The sequence below is a fragment of the Sphingobium sp. FG11 genome (assembly GCF_057809915.1).
In genome coordinates, this window is the sequence record NZ_JBMDKW010000008.1 from 1 (window position 1) to 17,378 (window position 17,378).

Annotated in this window: 20 protein-coding genes and 1 other RNA gene; 11 read left to right on the top strand and 10 right to left on the bottom strand. The window is 64.7% G+C overall.

Annotated elements, in window-relative coordinates; translation table 11 throughout:
• Positions 1-199: 199 nt before the first annotated feature.
• From ACODSN_RS08670 to modA, 4 genes are all read right to left on the bottom strand, one after another.
• Positions 200-445 carry a hypothetical protein gene (locus ACODSN_RS08670; RefSeq protein WP_489054674.1) on the bottom strand — a complete coding sequence of 82 codons (246 nt, stop codon included), beginning with the start codon at positions 443-445 and terminating at the stop codon, positions 200-202.
• A gap of 287 nt (positions 446-732) precedes the next feature.
• On the bottom strand, positions 733-1,389 hold the full coding sequence (locus ACODSN_RS08675) for an ATP-binding cassette domain-containing protein (protein WP_489054676.1): 657 nt from the start codon (positions 1,387-1,389) through the stop codon (positions 733-735).
• Entirely contained in the window at positions 1,379-2,077 is a 699-nt protein-coding gene (gene modB, locus ACODSN_RS08680) for a molybdate ABC transporter permease subunit (RefSeq protein ID WP_489054677.1), read from the bottom strand. The genes ACODSN_RS08675 and modB overlap by 11 nt, the downstream gene beginning before the upstream one ends.
• A gap of 2 nt (positions 2,078-2,079) precedes the next feature.
• A complete protein-coding gene (gene modA, locus ACODSN_RS08685; protein ID WP_489054678.1) occupies positions 2,080-2,868 on the bottom strand; it encodes a molybdate ABC transporter substrate-binding protein in 789 nt (262 codons plus the stop codon).
• Between the two features lie 156 nt (positions 2,869-3,024).
• Between modA and ACODSN_RS08690 the strand changes: the two genes are divergently transcribed.
• Entirely contained in the window at positions 3,025-4,668 is a 1,644-nt protein-coding gene (locus ACODSN_RS08690) for a molybdopterin-dependent oxidoreductase (RefSeq protein WP_489054680.1), read from the top strand.
• Here ACODSN_RS08690 and ACODSN_RS08695 read toward each other — a convergent pair.
• Both ACODSN_RS08695 and ACODSN_RS08700 read right to left on the bottom strand, forming a co-directional pair.
• Positions 4,665-5,837 carry a glycosyltransferase gene (locus tag ACODSN_RS08695; RefSeq protein WP_489054682.1) on the bottom strand — a complete coding sequence of 391 codons (1,173 nt, stop codon included), beginning with the start codon at positions 5,835-5,837 and terminating at the stop codon, positions 4,665-4,667. The genes ACODSN_RS08690 and ACODSN_RS08695 overlap by 4 nt on opposite strands.
• Before the next feature lie 44 nt (positions 5,838-5,881).
• Entirely contained in the window at positions 5,882-6,445 is a 564-nt protein-coding gene (locus tag ACODSN_RS08700; RefSeq protein ID WP_489054683.1) for a helix-turn-helix domain-containing protein, read from the bottom strand.
• A gap of 96 nt (positions 6,446-6,541) precedes the next feature.
• Between ACODSN_RS08700 and ACODSN_RS08705 the strand changes: the two genes are divergently transcribed.
• On the top strand, positions 6,542-7,000 hold the full coding sequence (locus ACODSN_RS08705; protein ID WP_489054869.1) for a DUF6456 domain-containing protein: 459 nt from the start codon (positions 6,542-6,544) through the stop codon (positions 6,998-7,000).
• A gap of 7 nt (positions 7,001-7,007) precedes the next feature.
• On the opposite strand, the gene ACODSN_RS08710 is transcribed toward ACODSN_RS08705, so the two are convergent.
• From ACODSN_RS08710 to ACODSN_RS08725, 4 genes are read right to left on the bottom strand one after another with little or no spacing between them, the layout of a single operon-like run.
• Entirely contained in the window at positions 7,008-7,547 is a 540-nt protein-coding gene (locus ACODSN_RS08710; protein WP_489054684.1) for an NUDIX hydrolase, read from the bottom strand.
• Entirely contained in the window at positions 7,544-8,221 is a 678-nt protein-coding gene (locus ACODSN_RS08715) for a TPM domain-containing protein (RefSeq protein ID WP_489054685.1), read from the bottom strand. Before ACODSN_RS08715 ends, ACODSN_RS08710 begins: the two co-directional genes overlap by 4 nt.
• Positions 8,221-9,012 carry a TPM domain-containing protein gene (locus tag ACODSN_RS08720; RefSeq protein WP_489054687.1) on the bottom strand — a complete coding sequence of 264 codons (792 nt, stop codon included), beginning with the start codon at positions 9,010-9,012 and terminating at the stop codon, positions 8,221-8,223. The genes ACODSN_RS08715 and ACODSN_RS08720 overlap by 1 nt, the downstream gene beginning before the upstream one ends.
• Before the next feature lie 4 nt (positions 9,013-9,016).
• Positions 9,017-9,613 carry a LemA family protein gene (locus ACODSN_RS08725; RefSeq protein WP_489054688.1) on the bottom strand — a complete coding sequence of 199 codons (597 nt, stop codon included), beginning with the start codon at positions 9,611-9,613 and terminating at the stop codon, positions 9,017-9,019.
• Between the two features lie 122 nt (positions 9,614-9,735).
• Here ACODSN_RS08725 and mscL point away from each other — a divergent pair, with 122 nt between their 5' ends.
• The 9 genes from mscL to rnpB all read left to right on the top strand — a co-directional run bounded on the left by mscL (position 9,736) and on the right by rnpB (position 17,324).
• Positions 9,736-10,170 carry a large conductance mechanosensitive channel protein MscL gene (gene mscL, locus ACODSN_RS08730; protein ID WP_489054689.1) on the top strand — a complete coding sequence of 145 codons (435 nt, stop codon included), beginning with the start codon at positions 9,736-9,738 and terminating at the stop codon, positions 10,168-10,170.
• 143 nt (positions 10,171-10,313) lie between these two features.
• Entirely contained in the window at positions 10,314-10,586 is a 273-nt protein-coding gene (locus ACODSN_RS08735; protein ID WP_489054690.1) for a hypothetical protein, read from the top strand.
• Positions 10,587-10,747: 161 nt separating this feature from the next.
• The gene (locus tag ACODSN_RS08740) at positions 10,748-13,114 is read left to right on the top strand and encodes a chemotaxis protein CheA (protein ID WP_489054691.1); all 2,367 of its coding nucleotides are present in this window, start codon (positions 10,748-10,750) and stop codon (positions 13,112-13,114) included.
• A gap of 16 nt (positions 13,115-13,130) precedes the next feature.
• Complete coding sequence (locus ACODSN_RS08745) at positions 13,131-13,568, top strand: chemotaxis protein CheW (protein WP_489054870.1); 438 nt, start codon at positions 13,131-13,133, stop codon at positions 13,566-13,568.
• A 76-nt stretch (positions 13,569-13,644) separates the two neighbouring features.
• Complete coding sequence (locus ACODSN_RS08750; protein WP_489054692.1) at positions 13,645-14,010, top strand: response regulator; 366 nt, start codon at positions 13,645-13,647, stop codon at positions 14,008-14,010.
• A gap of 46 nt (positions 14,011-14,056) precedes the next feature.
• Positions 14,057-15,145 carry a chemotaxis protein CheB gene (locus tag ACODSN_RS08755; protein ID WP_489054694.1) on the top strand — a complete coding sequence of 363 codons (1,089 nt, stop codon included), beginning with the start codon at positions 14,057-14,059 and terminating at the stop codon, positions 15,143-15,145.
• Positions 15,145-16,041: a CheR family methyltransferase gene (locus ACODSN_RS08760; RefSeq protein ID WP_489054695.1), complete on the top strand. Its 897-nt coding sequence runs from the start codon at positions 15,145-15,147 to the stop codon at positions 16,039-16,041. Before ACODSN_RS08755 ends, ACODSN_RS08760 begins: the two co-directional genes overlap by 1 nt.
• Before the next feature lie 148 nt (positions 16,042-16,189).
• On the top strand, positions 16,190-16,888 hold the full coding sequence (locus ACODSN_RS08765; protein WP_489054697.1) for an N-acetylmuramoyl-L-alanine amidase: 699 nt from the start codon (positions 16,190-16,192) through the stop codon (positions 16,886-16,888).
• A 46-nt stretch (positions 16,889-16,934) separates the two neighbouring features.
• Positions 16,935-17,324, top strand: an RNA gene (gene rnpB, locus ACODSN_RS08770) — RNase P RNA component class A.
• Positions 17,325-17,378: the final 54 nt, after the last annotated feature.

Genomic DNA, 17,378 nt, shown 5'->3' on the forward strand with positions numbered 1-17,378 from the left:
TTTATGTGCCTCGATAGCGCCTGACCCACCCCAAAGCAATGCCAAGCAGAAGCAACTTACCTGTACCAGTTCCGCGACCCTCGCGGCCCGAGGCGCGTGCCATATTAGCATATTGGAAGCCAAAAATCTTTTTGACCCGCATGCGATTTCGCCTGGATTTGGACTGGCGTGGAGCGGGCGGTATCGGGCGGTCGCTACACTAATAAACGCCGCCTATCGCCACCAGCCTCGCGAAATAGCTCGCGCAACGCTTGCCTAGCAGTGCTCCATTGCCCCGCACATGATAGGCGCCGGTGCCTGGATGGTGCCGTCCACCCGCCACCAATGGGCATAGTCGCGCCTGTGTCACCGCGCGGCGCCATACACCGAACGGTCGCATCGGCTCCTCGTCCCGCGAGGGACGCTCGCCCGATCCTTCGAACACATAGTCGGTAGAAGCGTGCAATTATGGCGCGCGCTCGCCCGCTCGCCCCATCCGCGTTGATCTGCATCGCAGCTAGGACTCGTTTTCTGCGCTATCGATGGCGGCGCATGCGGCCGCTGAGATAATGAGTTGGGCGCGGCAGCGCCACCGCATCAAGCATATGTTCGGCCGTCTCAAGGTCCAACCGCGCCACCGCCATATGACATGGCAACTGGCCCACAGCTTCCCCGGCATGGTCCATATTACCACCGGCAGAGACTGGCTCAAATTTTGACTACGGCGCTTAGCCTGCACTAATCCGTTCCGAATCAGGATAGGCTTTGCGTGGCGTGAAGCACAGTCGACTGCTCATTTTCGCCCATTATCACAAGCCGCGCCCGCAGCCGCTCCGCTTCCGTCAGATCGTGCGTCACATACAGGATCGGCAGGGCAATCCGCTTGCGAATCCGGTCGATCGCTTCCTGAATTTCCGCCTGGCGCGGCGGATCGAGTGACGACAGCGGTTCGTCCAGCAACAGGAAATGGGGCGCCGACAGCAGCGCCCGGCCGATCGCCACGCGTTGCGTTTCGCCGCCCGAGAGGGTGGCGGGCCAGCGGTCGAGCAAAGGACCGATGCCAAGGAACGTCAGCACCTCGTCGAAGCTGACCGGCGCGCCTTCGCGCTTGCCGTACAACAGGTTGGCGCGCACTCGCATATGCGGAAACAGCCTGCGCTCCTGAAACACGTAGCCCGCTCGCCGCCGCGCGGGCGGCACGTCGATCCCGGCCGAGCTGTCGAACAGCGTCTGCCCGCCGATGCGGATATGGCCGCGCTCCGGACGTAGCAGTCCGGCCACCATGTTGAGAATGCTGGTCTTTCCTATTCCAGAAGGTCCCGCCAACGCGACCAGGCCCCCATCGTCGCGGCAGTGAAAGGCGATGCTGCGATCGCCAGCGCGCCCGCCGATGTCTATGTCAAAGCCCATTATAGGTCCCGCCCCGCGCCATCCGCCGCGCCAGCAATTCGGAGATCATAAGTGCACCCAGCGACAGCAGGACCGACAGAATCGCGAGCCTCCCCACCATCGTTTCGCCGCCCGGCGTCTGGAGGCCCGCATAGATGGCGATCGGCAAGGTGCGCGTTTCGCCGGGAATATCGGATACAAAGGTGATGGTCGCGCCGAACTCGCCGATGGAACGCGCAAAACCGAGCGTGATCCCCGCCAATATGCCGGGCATGGCGAGCGGTAGCGATATGGTGAGGAATACGCGCATCGCCCCCGCGCCCAATGTCCGGGCGGCGTCCTCCAGCCGCGCATCGATCGCCTCGATCGACAGGCGCATGGTACGCACCATCAGCGGCAGCGCCATGATCGCGGCGGCCAGCGCGGCGCCGGTCCAGCGGAACAGCAGGACGATACCAAGCGATTCCGCCAGCCATCGTCCCACCACCCCGTTCATTCCGAACAGCAGCAGCAGCAGCCAGCCCGTCACCACCGGCGGCAGGACGAGGGGAAGATGCACCAGCGCATCGAGGAACAGCTTGCCGGGAAATCGGCAGCGCGCCAGCGCCCAGGCCAGCACAAAAGCGAGCGGCAATATCGCGATGACGGCGACAATGCCGACTTTCAGCGACAGACCCAGCACTGCCCACTCATCTGGAGACAGGTGCATGTTCAAGGGGCTATGAAACCGAACCGGGCGATGACCGCGCGGCCTTGCGCCGACAGCAGGAAGCGGCGGAATCCTTCGGCATCTGCGTTGCGGCTGCTCTTAAGGCGCGCCATGGGATAGTGAACGGGCGGGTGGCTGGCCCTTGGGAAGGTCCCGACGATACGAACCCGCCGTGATACACGGGCATCCGTGGCATAGACGATCCCCAACCGTGCCTCGCCCCGCTCGACCAGTGCCAGCGCCCCGCGCACATTGTCGACCCGTGCAATGCGGTCTGCCACCTGTGCCCAGACGCCCAGCGACGTCAGCGCCGCCTTGCCATATCGTCCAGCCGGTACGCTGTCGGGATCGGCCATGGCGAGCCGCGACTGCCCGAGCGCCTTGGCAAGCGCCATGCCGCGGCCCATGTGCAAATGAGGGGCCTGTGCGGCCGGCGCAATAAGGACTAGGCGATTGGCGGCCAGATCGGCGCGCGTACCCGGCTGCACGAAGCCGCTCCGCTCGATATCGTCCATCCACTCCTTATCCGCCGAAACGAACAGGTCGGCGGGCGCGCCTGCCTTAATTTGGCGGGCAAGGGCAGGGGAGCCGGCGAAGGACAGGACGGGACGGGGATTTCCACGCGCCGCCCATGCATCGGCCGCGCCGCCCAGCGCGTCCTGAAGACTGGCGGCGGCAAGAACGAGCGGCCCTTTTCGCGGCCCCGCAGCGGAGAGTGGGGCGGCCAATGGGGCCAGCAGCGCGATCAACAGCGTGAGGCAGAGATATCGCGAGAAAATCTTAAAGGTCATGCCAACACTGTGCCGTGCGAAAAGGATGCGTGCAATGGCCGCTCCCATTGATCGTCGCACGCTTTTTTGTCCGGCCTTGATCCGCTACACGGGGCCGCATCATGCGCGAACTGTTATCAAACCGGCCCGACCATAGTGTCTGGGTCATGATCTGACATGACGATCGTGCGGACTCTTTGCGGACAATGCAGTATGGGATGCGGCGTCCGAATCCGATCCGATCCGGGCCGCATCCTGACGGTCGAAGGTGATCCGGTGCATCCTGCCAATGCAGGTGCGCTGTGCGAGCGCGGGCTTGGCCTCGGTAGCGGGGAGGCTGCCGAGCGCAGGCTGCTCTACCCGTCGATCGGGGGGCGGCGCGTTTCCTGGGAGCGCGCGATCGCCAACATTGCGCGCCGGCTGACAGGCGCCAGGGCGGGGCCGAGACTCGCTCTTCAATTGGCGGGCGACCTGACAACCGAAGATTATTACGTCGCGAATAAATGGATGAAGGGCTTTCTTGGCTCGGCGCATATCGGCGTTCCGTGCGGCGATGATGGTGTGATTGTCACGGCGCAGCACGCGGCCCTCGCTGAGGACGTGACGCCGGCAACCTTCGAAGATCTCGAACAGGCCGATCTGCTGTTGTTGCTGGGCGCTGATGCCGCATCGACCCACCCGGTCCTGTTCGACCGCATCGTCGCGGCGCGGGAGAGAAATGGCGCGCGATTAGTACGGATTGGCCAAGCCGGCCCAGTCATCGCCGATTTCGACCTGCCTGTAAGGCGGGGAACGGAATCTACGCTGATCGCGGGTCTGTTGCTTCATTGCCGCGACGCCGGACTGCTTGATCCGGCGCAGCTTGAGCATGGTGTGAGCATGCCGACCCACTTCTGGCGCGATCTGCGGCCGGGGCATGATCTATGGTCCGTCGCGCAGACCTGCGACCTATCGCCCGCCGCCGTCCGTGCCTTTTATGATGCGGTTGCCGCCGCACGCTCGCGGATCGTCACCCTTTTCGTGCCGGAATTGGGTGATCGGGCGAGCGGTGATCTTGCCGCCGCAATCCTCAACTTGCATCTTGCGACTGGATGGCTCGGTCGGCGCGGCGCTGGGCCGATGATGATTGGCCGCGCCGCCAATGGCATGGGCGCTCGCGAGGTAGGTTGCATGGCCGATAGTCTTGCGGCGCATATGGATTTTGCGCCGGAGCATAGCGCGCTGATTGCTCGTTTCTGGTCGGCGCCTGCCCTGGCGCGAGCGCCCGGCCTGGTCGGTGAGGCGTTGATCGAAGCGATCCGCCGTGACGAGATCGACATGCTGTGGCTGGTTGGCAGCGCGTCTGTCGACAGCCCCCTGATGCGCGAAGCAATGGCGCTTAGCCCCTTCACCATCCTGTCGACCGACCGCCTCGATCCCGCGATCGCCGAGCATGTCGATATTACCCTGCCGGCGGTTGCGGGACTGGAGCAGAACGGCACGATGACTAGCGCGGAGCGCCTTATAAGCCGGCACCGTCCCGCGCTCGCCCCACCCGGAGAAGCGCGTGCGCTTTGGTGGGCGATCACGAAGGTCGCTCAAGTGATGGGCTGGGGATCCGCCTTTCCCTTTACGCATCCGGCCGACATTTACCGTGAACATGCGCGGCTGACGGCGTATCAGAATGACGGGAGCCGCCTGTTCGATTTGCGCCGCCATGCTTCCATTTCCAACCCCGCCTATGACGAGCTTACGCCCTGGCGATGGGGCGGTGCGCCGTTCGATGAGGGACATTTTCCGACCCCGGATGGCCGGGCGCGGCTCATGCCTCCGGGTCGTTAATCCTTCCCGGCAATCTCGCGCAAATGCGCCAGCAGCGCGTCGCCATTGGCGGCCCAGGTGAAGCGCAGCGCACTTTCCCGCACCGCTTCGGGAGTGGGCGGGTCGGCGAGGATCGCGGCCACAGCCCCGGCAATCGCTTCCGGCTCGCGCGCGACGATCGTGCCGGCTTCCGGCCGATCGAGCAGTTCGCGCGCGCCGCCCACATCGCTGATGACGATTGGCGTGCCGCAGGCGAGCGATTCGACCCAGGCATTGGCCAGCCCTTCGGATGCGGAGGGCAGGGCCATGACATCGGCGGCGGCGAAGACGCGGGGCAATTTATGATGCGGCACCGACCCCAGAAAACCGATCCGCCGCTCGACCCCCAGTTGCTCCGCCAGATTTTCGAGCGTCCGTCGATACTGCCCCTGTCCGGCAAGCAACAGCGTGACGTCCGGCAGCAATGGTAGCGCACGCACGAGCAGATCCTGCCCCTTGCGCGGGATCAACGCGCCGACGGACAGCAGCACCGGACCGTCGAAACCCAGCGCCGCCTTAGCCGCCGCGCGGTCGGCGATTTCGAAATGATCGAGATCGACCCCGGTATAATGGACGCGGATTTTGTCCGCATCGATGCCCATCGCCGCCATCGACCGGCGCATTGCGCCCGAAACCGCGAGCAGGCCGCCTGCCTCGTCAGCGGCGCGGCGCACCATGGCGCGCGTGCCCTTGCGCGTGCCCCAATAATGAATATCGGCGCCGCGCGCCTTGATCGAATAGGGGATGCCGAGCGCGCGCGACAGGCGTTGCGCCACCGGCCCGTCGGGAAAGAAGAAACTTGCGTCGATCACGTCGAACGGCCGCTGCGCATGCAGGCGCTTGACCAGCGGCAGGATGGCGTGGGTCATGGCGGCGACGTTCGATCGACCACCGAATTTGGGAATGATCGGGAAGGTCGGGCGATATACCGTCAGGTCGCGCCACCGTTCCTGCCGGGGCAGCGCGCGCAGCGGCGCGTAGCGACCCGCGAGCGATAGCGGCCAGACGGGCAGGCCGACCGGCGCGACGACCGTCACGCTCGCTTCCGCACGGCTCGCCAGTTCGCGCGCCTGCCGTTCCACGAACACGCCGAAATTGGGCCGGCTGATATCGGGAAACAGGGTGGAGAGCATGAGGACGTTCAGGGTCATGATTGTCCTTTATGGCACGGCCTTTAAGGCAAGGTTAGCTATGTTTACAGCCGTCGGACGAGTTGTGCCGCAACTGCGGCCCATGGCGGATCGTTTATTATCTGCTGGCGTGCGCCTGCGCTCAGCGGCAATAGATGTAGCCGTTCCGCATCGCGCCCGATCAGCCGCCCGAACAGAAAACGCCCGGCGGGACGTGGCAACAGCAGGTCGCGGTTGAGCGCCGTGCCGAAATCGGGCGGTGCGATGCGGCGGCACCAGATTTCGTCGCCATGGCGATAGTCGCCGATGCTGCCGCTGACATGCACGCCAATCATCGCGTCCCCCGCGCCGGGGAGGGTGAAGGCCAGCGGGCGGGTAGGCGCGCGCGCGCCCTCCGGCCCCAGCAGCGCGGCGACAGGCACGCTGTCCTGCCCCGGCATCGCCACCAGATCGGCGCTGGTCACACCCAATGCCAGCGCGATCCGGTTGAGCCATTTGACCGATACGGTGCGCGTGCCGGTTTCGAGCCGGCCGATGGTCTGCGCCGTGGTAGGCGGATCGCATAACGCCCCAACCTGTTCCAATGTCAGGCCTCTGGCCCGGCGAACCTCTCTTATGCGCGTAATCATCGGCACCTGCGATTTACCTATTTGGTTTTTCCTCTTTCCTACATCGGCGCGGCCATGGCAAGCGCCATCGCCTTCAAGTGGATCAAGGAGAACGGGATGCGCACCCATCATGTCGAGCAATCGATCGAGGACCCTAACGGTCAGCGGCAGACCGTGTCGGTGCATGTCGGCGAATCGCCACTCGCCTGGCTGCATGCGCGGGGGCATTTGAGCGAGCGCCACTATGTTGCGGGCGACCGGCTGCGTGCCGACTGGGAAAGGGCGGGACTGGGCGCGCGAGTCACGATGCGCTGGGACGCGGCGCCTGCGCAGGGCGGACGGCGCGGGCCGGGGCGCCCGCCCGACCCGACGCTGTCGCAGTTGTCGGCGCGCGAGCGGTTCGACGGCGCGATCGGTATGGCGGGGCCGGGTCTCGCCGACATATTGTGGCGCGTCGCCTGCGCGGGGGAGGGGCTGGTCGCCGCCGAGCGGGCCTTGGGCTGGCCGAGCCGCGCGGGCAAGCTGGTGCTGACGCTCGCGCTCGACCGGGTGGCGGCGTGGTACAGGGTGCCTTGAGTGGCGGCTAACCGACCAGCCCGGCGCCGAGCAGCAGCAGGATTTTGACGTCGATCGCATAGCCCTGGTTTCGCAAGGCTGCGATCTGACCATCGATATCGGCCAACGGCACACGAAGTACGCGGATATCCTCACCATCCACGCCACCGCCGGGGCCGGTTTTCATCAGATCATGCGCGCGGAACAGGGTGAAGCTTTCCGACACCATGCCGGGTGAGGAGTAGAATTCGCCGAGCGATTCGAGCCGGCCGGCATGGTAGCCGGTCTCTTCCTCCAGTTCGCGGGCGGCCGCGACAGTCGCTTCTTCGCCTTCCTCCTCATCGCCGACAAGGCCCGCCGGCAGTTCGATGCAGCGTTTGCCCAGTGGAACGCGATATTGATCGACCAGCAGTACATGGCGGCCTTCTGGCGCTTCGTCGATCGCGACGATCACGGCGGCGCGAATGCCGCGCGCGCGGCCGACATATTCCCATTGGCCGCGTCGCTTCGCTGTAATGAAGCGCCCCTCCCACATAATCTCTTCGGGCGGGCTGTCACTTTCGGTCATAATTCGATCAGCCTGTCGGGCAGTTCGTTGATGTCATCGGTATCGCGAGGGAATTGCGCGGCGAGGACCGCGCCGACCTGTCGCACCGCCTCCGCCAGCCCTTCGCCGGGCCGCCCGGCGCGGACATGGTCGATCAGCGCGATCATCGCGTCCCCCCAAAGCTCGGGCGCGACCTTCTCGTTGATAGCGCGGTCGGCGACGATCTCGGCACGATGCTCGTCGAGCGAGAGGTAGATCAGGACCCCGGTGCGCCCGCGCGTTCGTGCTTCAGCAGCGGTGCGGAACAGCAGGATCGCGCGGCGACGCACCCGCCGCGCCTTGGTGGCCTTGGGCGTGACGATCATGCGCAGCGGCATGATCGCCAGCAGATAGCGCACGATGAGGAATTTGAGGATCAGCAGCCCCAGCAGTCCGGTCAGCAGCTTCCAGTCGGCCAGCTCATGCTCCCAGTCGCGCAGGATCATCGAGAAAAGGCCGCGCACCTCTGCGGGAAAGGCGGCAGCGAAAGCGAGCGCTACGAACACTGCAGCCGCTGCCCAGCTTAGGCCCACATCATGATAGCTGTCGGACCGCCGGGCGACGATCGTCACGATCTCGCCCGACGTATGGGCCTCCGCCCGCGATACGGCGGCGCTAACGAGGCTATGGTCGGCTTCGGTCAGGCGAACATCCATCACCAATCCCCCGACGCGCCGCCGCCGCCGAAGCCGCCGCCGCCCGAAAAGCCACCGCCACTATCGCCCCAGCTCGATCCGCCACCGCCAAAGCCCGAACCCCATCCGGAGCTGCCAGCGCCCGGTCCCCACAAAATGATCGGCGCCCCGCCCCCTCGACCGTAGCGCTTGCCGCCGCGCATCCGCGACAGCATCGGCAGGACGAGGAAGAAGAGGATGAAAAGGACGATCCAGAAGCCGGCGATGCCACCGCCATCATCCTGCTGGCGGGCCTCCGCTGCGGCGGCCGCGGCCCGCGCTTTGGCCTCATCGGGAGGCAGCGCCAGCACGGTACTGATCTGGTCCACGCCCGCATCAATGCCGCCCGCCATGTCGCCCGCCTTGAAGCGCGGCGCGATGGCGTTGCGGATGATCTGCGACGACAGTGCGTCGGTCAAAAAGCCTTCTAGGCCATAGCCAACCTCGATCCGGACCTTACGGTCATTGGGCGCGACGATCAGCAGCGCGCCGTCATTCTTCGCCTTGTCGCCGATCCCCCACGCACGGCCGAGTCGATAGCCATAGTCGGAGATATCATAGCCCTGAAGATCGGGAATGGTCGCCACGATCAGCGACCGGCCGCTCGCCTTCTTCTGCGCGATCAGCTTTTGACTGAGCGCCTGTTCCTGCGCGGGATCTAGCAGGTTGGCGGCATCGATGACGCCGCTATCGTTGAATGTGGGAAAGCTCTGCGCCTGCGCGGCGGGAGCGACCGCCAGCAGCGCAAGGCACAGGAGCAAGCGGGCGATCATCGCATTATTTGCCGAAATCGACCTTCGGCGCTTCTTCCGCGCCGGGCGTCGTCGCCTGGAACGGGGTCATGGGCTTGGCGCCGTGGATCAGCTTCGCGCCAATCGCGTCGGGGAAGGTGCGGATGCGGGTATTATAGTCCTGCACCGCGCCATTATAGTCGCGGATGGCGACGGCGATGCGGTTTTCGGTGCCTTCAAGCTGCGATTGCAGATCGAGGAAATTCTGGTTGCTCTTGAGGTCGGGATAGGCCTCGACCGACGCCAGCAAGCGGCCAAGCCCCTGGCTCAGTTGCGCCTGCGCCGCCTGGAACTGCGCGACCTTGGCGGGGTCGCTCAGGTCGGCGGCGTTGACCTGCACCGACGTCGCTTTCGCCCGCGCCTCCGTCACCTTGACCAGCGTGTCCTGCTCCTGCTTGCCGGCCGCCTTCACCGTGGCGACCAGATTGCCGACCAGATTGGCGCGCCGCTGATATTGCGCCTGCACATCGGCCCATTTTGCCTTGGCCGCTTCTTCGGCGGTGGGCACGCTGTTGATGCCGCAGGCGGACAGCGCCAGCGCACTGGCGAGGGGCAGCAGAACGGCTTTGAAACGGCGACGCATCGGCGGGAAATCCTTACCTGTTGTTTCGCCCCCGGAAATAGGTGGTTGTCCGATCGGGCGCAACGTCCCATGCTCGCCGTCACGACTTTTAACCATCCGAACTTTCGTCAAAGGAGTGGATCATGGGGCTTCTCACCGAGTTCAAGACCTTCATCAATCGCGGCAATGTCATGGACCTCGCCGTTGGTGTCATCATCGGCGGCGCGTTCGCCACCATCACCAAATCGCTGACCGATGACCTCATCATGCCGGTGGTCGGCTATGTCTTTGGCGGCGCGGATTTCTCGCGCTATTTCATCCGGCTCGGCGATCTGCCGGCGGGGTTCAAGGGCAATCCGGAAAGCTATACCGACCTGAAGGCAGCCGGGGTCGCGATGTTCGGCTGGGGCGAGTTTCTGACCGTGTTCGTGAACTTCCTGATCCTAGCCTTCATTATTTTCCTGCTGGTCAAGGCGGTGAACCGGCTGATGCCGAAGGAAGAAGCGCCCGCCGGACCCGCGCCGACGGCCGAAGAGGTGCTGCTGCTGCGCGAAATTCGCGATTCGCTGAAAAAATAAGTCGTTAATGCGACGAAACGAGATGATGAACGGAACCATCGGTAGGACAACTGGTTGATCCGCGTCAGGGCGACGGGCGATATATCCCGCCCGGCCCGCGCCGATCGACGTCAGCCCCAGGGGGCATAGCAGGAGAATACGCCGTGAAAACTTTCGTCAAAGTCTTGGGCATCGCCAGCCTGATCGCGCTTGGCGCGTGCCAGTCGAAGCAGGCGGACAATGTCCAGAACGCATACGAGAATCAGGCGGACAAGATCGACAATCAGGCCGATAATATGGAAGCGGCCGCCGACAATCTGTCGGGCAACGCTTCCAATGCGGCCGAGCATGCGGCAGATGCCCTGGAGAACAAGGCCGATGCAACCCGCGATGCTGGCGAGAACGCCGCCGACGCGGTTGACGCCAAGACGCACTAATAGCGCGACTTCGTTCACTACCTGAGCCGTCAGGAGGCGTCGCAACAGGATTGCGACGCCTCTTTTCGTGCGTTGCGGCTCTTTAACGACACCTTAACCACGCGTCCCCATGATGTCGCTGCGCGCCCTTGTCGGCCAGCGTTTCTGTTGGATCGTGGAGCATGGACGAGCTACTTCAGGAATTTATCTCCGAGACGCAGGAAACGCTGGAGGCTCTTGCCGGCGAAGTGGTCGCATGGGAAGCGGACCCCACGGACAGCGATCGGCTGGACGCCATTTTCCGCTTCTTTCATACCGTGAAGGGCAGTTGCGGTTTCCTCAACCTGCCGCGCTTCGAACGGCTAAGCCACGCGGCCGAAGATGTGCTGGCGGAAATCCGCGCCGGAAAGCGCGCTCCAGATCCGGCGACCGTGAACGCCGTTCTGGGCGTTATGGACCGGATCGGCGAACTGGCCGAAGCGGTGGCGCTCGGTACGGCCCTGCCCCATGAGAATGACGAATATCTGATCGGCGCGCTCAGCGTGGATGCGCAGGCGCCCGTCGCCGCCGAGGAACCGGCGATGGCGATGGCCAAACAGGGTGGCCGCCAGGGCAGCGGGCCGGGTGGGCCGCGCACGATCCGGCTGCCGTTGTCGCTGATCGACCAGTTGATGAACGGCGTGTCCGACATGGTGCTGGCGCGCAACGAATTATCGCGCAAGCTACGCGACCGATCTGCCGACCCCGAACTGGAAAGCGCGTTCGAACGCCTTTCGAGTTGCGTTGCCGACATGCGCGACGCCATTTCCAAGACCCGGATGCAGCGGGTCGAACGGCTGTTCGCCGCGATCCCGCGCATGGTGCGCGATCTTGGCCGCGATCTTGGCAAACGGATCGACCTCAGCCTCGAAGGCGGCGATGTCGAAATGGACCGCGAGATGGTGGAGATGGTCGTCGATCCGCTCACCCATATCGTCCGCAACAGCATCGATCATGGCATCGAGTCGCCCGAACGGCGACGCGCGCTGGGCAAGCCCGAAGCCGGGCTGCTACGGCTGGATGCGCGCCAGTCGGGCAATCAGATCGTGATCGAGATTCGCGATGACGGCGCGGGTATCAATACGGCGCGCCTCGTCGAAAAGGCCGTTGCCGCCGGCCGGCTGACGCCCGACGCCGCCGCGCGCATGAGCGAGGCGGAGCGGCTCGACCTTATCTTCCAGCCCGGCCTGTCGACCGCCAGTCAGGTCACGGCGATTTCCGGGCGCGGCGTCGGCATGGACGTGGTGCGTGCCAATGTCGAACGGATCGGCGGCGTGATCGCGCTCGACAATCATCCGGGGCAGGGACTGTGCATCACGCTGCGCGTGCCGTTGACGCTGACGATCATTCCGGGCCTCATTATCAGGGCGGGCGGGCTGCATTTCGCCATTCCCCGCGCCGCCGTGGTCGAAATTCTGCACGACACCAACGAAACACTTCAGATCGCGACGATCGGCGGCGCGAAGATCGCCACCATCCGATCGATCCGCCATTCGATGATCGACCTGGAAGATGTGCTGGGCATGGCCAGACCCGAACAGGCGGGACCGCGCGCCATCATGGTGGTGCGCTCCTCCTCCGGCGCCCCTTTCGCTTTGGGCGTGTCGGCGGTCGACAATCATGAGGAACTGGTCATCCGTCCGGCCTCGCCGCTGGTCATGGCGCGGGGCGTCTATGCCGGCATGACCCTGCCCGACAACGGCAAGCCGATGCTGTTGCTGGATGCGGGCGGAATCGCCAAGGCCGCGCACCTGCCCAATATGGTCGACGACAGGGCGGCGCGGCGATCGCGGGACAAGGCCGAAGCGCAGCCCGGCGTCGAAATGGTCGCCGCCCTGCGGTTCGAGGAATATTCGGGTGAACGCCGCCTGCTCAAATTGTCGCTGATCGAGCGGGTCGAGGATATCGAGGCCGCCGCCTTCGGCCAGTCGGCGGGGCGCGCCTTCGTACAGTTGGAGGGTCGCTTGTTGCCGGTGTCTCATCCTCCGCAGGCGGGTTCGCATGAACGCATCTCGGCGCTCCGGTTGCGCGAAGGCGAGCGGGAAATCTGCTATCCCGTCGCCGCCGTGCTCGACATCGTTCAAATGCCGGTCGTGCCCGACATGGTGGCCATGCGCGGCATGTTGAGCGGCGTTGCCGTTATCGATGGCGAGCATCTGGAAGTCCTCAACCCCTTCGCTCTGTTCGCGGCGCTCGACATGGCTGAGCCGAGGAGCGGCCGGCGATGCCTGCTGGCGGACGCCGAAGATGGCTGGACCCGCGAGATACTGGCCCCGCTGCTGCGCCAGGCCGGGCATGAAGTTGTGATCGGCCTGCCGCTCGACGATGCCGCGCGGCCGGACGATGTCGTGCTGTGCGCGGGAACCGATATCGTGCAGGCGGCCGAGATCATGGGATGCCGGGTCGTTCAGTTGCGCAACTCGCCGCGGGCGCAGGGCGCGCCGGACGGCAGCATCTATCGTTACGATCAGGACGCCCTGATGGCCGCGATCGCCGGGACGCGGGGCTAGCAGGGAGCGCATGGCCATGGATCAACTCTATCTCTTTGCGATGATCGCTGGGGTCCGCGTCGCGGTGAATGCCGATGAAGTCGAAGCCGTGGTCAAGCTCGCCGAGATCTCGCCGGTGCCCGGCATGGGCGCGCATGTCGCGGGCCTGTCCGCGCTGCGCAGCCGGGTGCTCACCATCGTCGATGTCGCCGCCCTGATCCGGGGCGGGGCGACGCCGAGCATGCGCCGTGATCTGGCGATCATCGCGAATATCGGCGGCCACAGCTATGGCCTGATGGTCGATGCCGTGTCGGATATCTGCCAGGTGGTGGAGGGCGAACTGCCGTTGCACGGTCAGCTCGATCCGGTCTGGTCGCCTTACGCCCGAGCGATCGTCGATTATGAAGGCGAACCGCATTTGCTTATTTCGCTCGCCAGCTTCATCGATGCGGGTGCGACGGCGCAGGCTGCGTAAATATCCCGCGCGTTTACCAATTACTTGGCTTTGACTGTTAGCATCATCGAACAAGGCGAAAAACAAGGGACGCTTCATGAAAAACTGTCTGGTCGTCGATGATTCCAAGGTCATTCGAAAAGTCGCGCGTCATATATTGGAATCGCTGGATCTCACTGTGAGCGAAGCGGTCGACGGGCGCGACGCATTGACCCAGTGCGAGGCGGCCGCGCCCGATGTCGTGCTGCTGGACTGGAACATGCCGGTGATGAGCGGCATGGAATTTCTCCAGGCGCTGACCCATGCAAAGCTGTCAGCCCGGCCCAAAATCATCTTCTGCACCACCGAAAACGGCATCGGCCATATCAAGGCAGCGGTCGAGGCCGGGGCGGACGAATATGTCATGAAACCGTTCGATCGGGAGACGCTGGAAAGCAAGCTGGCCATCGTCGGCGTCATCTAGCGCCGATCAACCGACCGCCTTCGTTCCTCGTCCAGAAAGCCCTGCAATGACCGCCATCGTGCCGATCCTGGCCAACACCCGCAGCGAACCGCGCCCGGTTCGAACGCTGGTCGTGGACGATTCGGTCGTGGTGCGCACGGTGATCGAGCGAATCCTGAACGAGCATCCCCGCTTTTCGGTCGTTCACAAGACCAACACCGCTGAAAATGCGCTGCGCTATCTAGGGGCGCATGAAGTCGATCTGGTGCTGCTCGACATCGAAATGCCGGGCCAGAGCGGCCTCGCCGCGTTGCCGGCGATCCTGGGGGCGGCGCCCCGCGCGAAGGTCGCGATCCTGTCGGGCAATTGCGATGAGGGCAGCAGCGTCGCCATCGAGGCGCTGGCGCTGGGCGCGGGCGACATCGTGTCGAAGCCGGGCAGCGGCAGTTTCGGCGAACAATTCCCCCAGGCGCTGATCGAGCGGCTGCTGCGCCTGTTCGGCTATCGTCGCGGCATCGGCGCGCCCGACCTCGCATCTCCACCCCTGCGCGCGCTGCCCGATGCGGCAACCCATCCGCTGGCCTGCCTGGGAATAGGGGCATCGACCGGGGGCATTCACGCGCTTAGCCAGCTTTTCCAGGGCCTTTCCGCGCCGCTCGGCGTGCCCATCATTCTGACCCAGCATCTGCCCGCCAGCTTCACCCTCTATTTCGTCCAGCAACTGGCGCGCATGACCAGCCTGCGGGTCAAGGTGGCGGAAAGCGGCGATCTGCTGACCGCCGACACCGTGTTCGTGGCGCCCGGCGACGCGAACCTGCAATTGCGCCGCAGTCTGCATGATCGCATCACGATCACGCTTAACACCGATCGGACACCGGCGGGCAATCTGCCCGGCGTCGATCCGATGTTTTCGAGCATGGCGCAGATATTCGGCCCCGGCGCGGCGGGCATCGTGCTGACCGGCATGGGCCGTGACGGTACGGCGGGCGCGCGCGACATCGTCGCCGCAGGTGGCTGGATCGTCGCACAGGACGAAGCGAGCAGCGTCGTTTGGGGGATGCCGGGATCGGTGGCGGGAGCGGGACTGACCTGCGCTCTGCTGGAACCGGAGGCGATCATGGATTTCGTCGCGCATCGGGCAAAGGGTAGAGAGTGATGACGACGCCAACGCCAACGTCAACGCCGACCCGATCGACGGATGGATTGCAGGGGGCGGCGCGCATCCTGTCGGCGCTGCTGGAGGCGCGGACGGGCCAGATTCTGTCCGAAAGCCGGGCATGGCGCATGGAAACCGTGCTTAAGCCTGTGCTCCGCAACCATGACCTGGCGGATATCGATGCGCTGGCGTTGCACATGATGCGCTCGCGCGATGCGCAGCTGGAAGCAGATGTGGTGAACGCACTACTCAACAATGAAAGCAGCTTCTTTCGCGACATCCACATATTCGACATGCTCCAGCGCCAGATTCTGCCGCACTTCCATGCCGACCGGAAGGATCGGCGGTTGCGCATCTGGAGCGCGGGTTGCTCGACGGGGCAGGAAGCCTATTCGCTCGCGATCCGATTTCGCAATGACATCGCGCGCTGGCGCGGATGGCAGATCGAGATATTGGCGACCGACATTTCCACCGCCGCCATCGCTCAGGCGCAGTCAGGCATTTTCTCGCAGATGGATGTCCAGCGCGGCCTTGCCGTCGGCGATCTTATCAAATGGTTCGAGCCGGCTGGGGATGACTGGCGTGCCAGCCCGGAATTGCGCGCGATGATCGAATTTCGCACCGACAATCTGTTCGATCCGCGAGCGCCTTCGGGCGACTATGATCTGCTGCTTTGCCGCAACGTGCTGCTCTATTTCACGGGCGAAAGGCGGCAGGCGGTGCTGGCCCTGCTGGCGCGGCACAGCCATGCGGCGTCCGTCCTGCTGCTGGGCGCGGGTGAAACCGTGATCGGGCAGAGCGACGATTTCTTTCCCCACCCGGATTTTCGCGGCAGCTACGCCCGCCGCCCTGCTACGGCGGCAGCGGCGGAAAGCCCGCTGCGTCGCGCCTTCTGATCCGACTGTCGCCGCACATTCCAAACAGGTCTTAACGCCTCCGCAGCCCTTGATTGCCCGCCCGGTCTCCGTCATGGTTCGCTCCTGTCCCGCCACCTGAACCGGGCGGCGGGATGCGATGGCGAGGATATGTGACTGGCTTGGCCCTATGATCGACATGCCCCTGATCGATACCCCGTCGCCCAATTTCGACGAGCGCAGCCTGCCGGTGTCGATGCTGGTGCTGCACTATACCGGCATGCCGGATGCGGCGAGCGCGATCAACTGGCTCGCCAACCCCGAATCCAAAGTGTCCGCTCATTATTGCGTGACCGAGGATGGCCAGATCGTCCGGATGGTGGCGGAGGAAAAACGCGCCTGGCATGCGGGCCGGTCCCACTGGCGAGGGATCGATGACGTCAACTCGGCCAGTATCGGCATCGAACTCGTCAATCCGGGGCATGAGTGGGGCTATCGGCCCTTCCCGCAAGCGCAGATGGGGTCGCTGATCCCGCTGGTGCACGATATCATTGGGCGACATGGGATCACGCGCGGCAACATCGTCGGGCACAGCGATATCGCGCCCGCGCGCAAGCAGGATCCGGGCGAGCTGTTTCCGTGGGGCCAGTTGGCGCGCCTGCGTCTCGCCTTGCCGCGTCCGACCAAAAATCTCATGGATCCGCACTGGACCGATGGGGGCTTCATGCTGGCGCTCGAACGCTTTGGCTATGACATTGCCGATCCGCAGGCAGCCGTCATCGCTTTTCAGCGCCGTTTTCGCCCGGAGCTGATCGACGGCGTGATCTGCGGCGAATGCCGCGCCATCCTGCTCGCCCTGCTGCTGCCCAAGCCGCGCGGCGACGAATGAAGAAGCAGGATGACGCGCGCATCCGATGCGTGTATCACCCGTCGCGCCAGAGGGCCGGGCGGCCGCGGCGTGGCGGGTAACTTCCACGGCGAGGAAAGTCCGGGCTCCACGAAATGACGGTGCCGGCTAACGGCCGGCTGGAGTGATCCAAGGGACAGTGCAACAGAGAGAAGGTCGCTCAGGTTTCGACCCAGTGACAGTGAAAGGGTGCGGTAAGAGCGCACCGCGCCCCCGGTAACGGGCGGCGGCATGGTAAACCCCACCGGGAGCAAGACCGAATAGGGGCGGCGCGCGGATGCAAGTCCGCTAGGCATTTTTCGGCCGAGATCGCCCGGGTTGGTTGCTTGAGGAACGGAGCAATCCGTTCCCTAGAGGAATGGTCGCCCATCTCCCCAAAAGGAGTGGACAAAACCCGGCTTACAGGCCCTCTGGCATTTTTCAGCCTGTGTGATTATCCCGGCTAAAGGGCCGTTGTGACGGCCCGTTGGGG